General features: G+C 60.4%; 4 protein-coding genes. 1 reads left to right on the plus strand and 3 read right to left on the minus strand.

Annotated elements, in window-relative coordinates; genetic code table 11:
* Positions 1-570: proton-conducting transporter transmembrane domain-containing protein (locus OQK_RS27510; protein WP_038861866.1), on the plus strand; the 570-nt coding region annotated here is incomplete at its 5' end.
* Positions 571-826: 256 nt separating this feature from the next.
* On the opposite strand, the gene OQK_RS27515 is transcribed toward OQK_RS27510, so the two are convergent.
* The 3 genes from OQK_RS27515 to OQK_RS27525 form a co-directional block, all read right to left on the minus strand.
* Positions 827-2,569 (minus strand): ABC transporter substrate-binding protein, encoded by a 1,743-nt coding sequence (locus tag OQK_RS27515; RefSeq protein ID WP_016775286.1) that lies wholly within the window; start codon positions 2,567-2,569, stop codon positions 827-829.
* Positions 2,570-2,616: 47 nt separating this feature from the next.
* On the minus strand, positions 2,617-2,889 hold the full coding sequence (locus OQK_RS27520; protein ID WP_038861868.1) for a DUF2160 domain-containing protein: 273 nt from the start codon (positions 2,887-2,889) through the stop codon (positions 2,617-2,619).
* Between the two features lie 10 nt (positions 2,890-2,899).
* Positions 2,900-3,283, minus strand: a 384-nt coding sequence (locus OQK_RS27525) for an ABC transporter permease subunit (protein WP_016775288.1), incomplete at its 5' end; no start/stop codon positions are given.

Raw genomic sequence — 3,283 nt, forward strand, 5'->3', positions numbered from 1 at the left:
AAGCGTCTGCTCGGTTACTCGTCGATTGCGCACTTCGGCTATCTGCTGATCGCGCTGGTGGCGAGCAAGGGTCTGGCGGTGGAAGCCATCGGCGTCTATCTGGTGACTTATGTCATCACCAGCCTCGGCGCGTTCGGCGTGATCACCCTGATGTCGTCGCCGTACAACGGCCGCGACGCTGACGCGCTGTACGAGTACCGCGGCCTGTTCTGGCGCCGTCCGTACCTGACCGCCGTGCTGACCGTGATGATGCTGTCCCTGGCCGGCATCCCGCTGACCGCCGGCTTCATCGGCAAGTTCTACATCATCGCCAGCGGCGTCGAAACGCGTCAGTGGTGGCTGGTCGGCGCATTGGTACTGGGCAGCGCCATCGGCGTTTTCTACTACCTGCGCGTGATGGTCACCCTGTACCTGATCGAGCCTAACCTGCGTCGCCACGACGCCCAGCTGCACTGGGAACAGAAGGCAGGCGGCGTGATGCTGCTGGCCATCGCCCTGGTCGCATTCTTCCTGGGCGTGTACCCGCAGCCATTGCTGGTGCTGGTACAGCAGGCGGGTCTGGCGGGCTGATTGCTCGGCTGATCTGGCTGGAATGGAAACGGCACCTTCGCAGGTGCCGTTTTTTGTTTGTAGCAGAAGTCGATACCGCCGGCGTTTATGCAAGCGTCATCGCGGGCAAGCCCGCTCCCACAGGTGTGTGTGTGTCGCTCATAGCATCCGGGTGCATCGCACACCCAGCAGGAGTGAGCCTGCTCGCGAAAGCGGCAGATCCGGCAGCAAAAAAAACGGCACCTTCCGGTGCCGTTCGCTTCTCACATTTCCAACATCATTTGCGCGCATCAGCCCAGGATTTCAGCAGTTCGCTATAGCTCACGGTTTCACCCTTCGGCTTCTCGTTGGCCAGTTTCGGCTTCGGTGCGCCCGGTTGATCGAACCAGTATTGCGCATCGCGTTCCGGGTTCATTTTCGGCGCGCAAGTGGCCTGGGCCTTGGAGCGCTCGAGGCGTTCCATGATGCGGTCCTGATCCTTGGCCAGGCCATCGAGCGCTTGTTGCGGTGTTTTCTCGCCGCTGGCGGCTTCGGCGATATGGCTCCACCACAGCTGAGCGAGACGTGGATAGTCGGGCACGTTGGTGCCGGTCGGCGACCATTGCACGCGGGCCGGGCTGCGATAGAACTCGACCAGACCACCGAGTTTCGGCGCCAGATCGGTCATGGCCTGCGAGTTGATGTCCGACTCGCGAATAGGTGTCAGGCCGACGATGGTTTTCTTCAGCGAAACAGTTTTCGACGTGACGAACTGCGCGTACAGCCACGCCGCGAGTTTCTGTTTCTCAGGCGTGGATTTCATGAACGTCCACGACCCCACATCCTGATAGCCGAGCTTCATGCCCTCTTCCCAATACGGGCCTTTAGGCGACGGCGCCATGCGCCATTTCGGTGTGCCGTCGGCGTTGACCACCGGCAGGCCGGGTTTGGTCATGTCGGCGGTGAACGCGGTGTACCAGAAAATCTGCTGGGCGATGTTGCCCTGCGACGGCACCGGGCCGGACTCGGAGAAAGTCATGCCGGCCGCTTCCGGTGGTGCGTATTTCTTCAGCCAGTCGACGTATTTCGTGGTGGCAAACACCGCCGCCGGGCCGTTGGTGTCGCCGCCACGGGTCACGCTGGAGCCGACCGGGTGGCAGTCCTCGACGCGGATGCCCCACTCGTCCACCGGCAAGCCGTTGGGCAGTCCCTTGTCGCCGCCACCGGCCATGGAGAACCAGGCATCGGTGAAGCGCCAGCCCAGCGACGGGTCTTTCTTGCCGTAATCCATGTGGCCGTAGACGCGTTTGCCGTCGATTTCCTTGACGTCTTCGCTGAAGAATTTGGCGATGTCTTCATAGGCCGACCAGTTCACCGGTACGCCCAGCTCGTAACCGTACTTTTCCTTGAACTTGGCTTTCAGATCGGCGCGCTCGAACCAGTCGGCACGGAACCAGTACAGGTTGGCGAATTGCTGGTCGGGCAGTTGATAGATCTTGCCGTCCGGCGCGGTGGTGAAGGAGATGCCGATGAAGTCCTTGATGTCGAGGGTCGGCGAAGTGAAGTTCTTGCCTTCGTTGGCCATCAGGTCGGTGATCGATTCGGTCTTGCCGTAGCGAAAGTGCGTGCCGATCAGGTCGGAGTCGTTGACCCAGCCGTCGTAGATGTTCTTGTCCGACTGCATCACCGTCTGCATTTTCTCGACCACGTCGCCTTCCTGCAGCAGGTCGTGGGTGAGTTTGATCCCGGTGATTTCGCTGAAGGCCTTGGCCAGCACCTTGGACTCGTATTCGTGGGTGGTCAGGGTTTCGGAAACGACCTTGATGTCCATGCCGCGAAACGGCTCGGCGGCCTTGATGAACCACTTCAATTCTTCGAGCTGCTGTTCGGCCGTCAGGGTCGAGGGCTTGAACTCGCTGCCGATCCATTTTTTCGCAGCATCTTCGTAGGCGTCGGCCCAGGCAGATGCGCTCAGACCGCTGAGTGCCAGCATGGCTGCCAATGAAATGCTATGTCGCAGCTTATTGTTTTTATCGAACATAGAGACCTCCTGTTTAAGTTGTGGAGCCGCGTTGCCGAACGATTCGACTAGCCCCAACGCATCACAGCCAACAGCCACACCAGGGACAACGCGGACGCCACCCAGATGCTCCAGTCGGTGACGCCGATTACCAGCAAATGCAGGTAGGCGCTGCCGAGAAGACCGATAAACAAGCGATCGCCACGGGTGGTGGCAATCGGCAGAAACCCGCGCCGCAGAATGCTCGGCGAGCGCAATTCCCAGGTGGTCATGCCCACCAGAATCAGACCGATGCCGATGAAGAACGCGGCGGTCGGTGTCGTCCAGCTCATCCATTCCATCATCAGCTCCTCATACCCGACCGAGGGCAAAGCCCTTGGCCACGTGGTTGCGTACAAACCAGATCACCAGCATGCCCGGCAGGATGGTCAACACCCCCGCCGCTGCCAGCACGCCCCAATCGATCCCCGACGCCGACACCGTGCGCGTCATCACCGCCGCAATCGGTTTGGCGTTGACCGAGGTCAGCGTGCGCGCCAGCAGCAGCTCGACCCAGGAAAACATGAAGCAGAAAAACGCCGTGACGCCGATACCGGAACCGATCAACGGGATGAAAATCTTCACGAAAAACTTGGGGAAACTGTAGCCGTCGATGTAGGCCGTTTCGTCGATCTCCTTGGGCACGCCGGACATGAAACCTTCGAGAATCCACACCGCCAGCGGCACGTTGAACAG

Source organism: Pseudomonas sp. R62, from assembly GCF_000257605.1.
Lineage (GTDB): Bacteria > Pseudomonadota > Gammaproteobacteria > Pseudomonadales > Pseudomonadaceae > Aquipseudomonas > Aquipseudomonas atacamensis.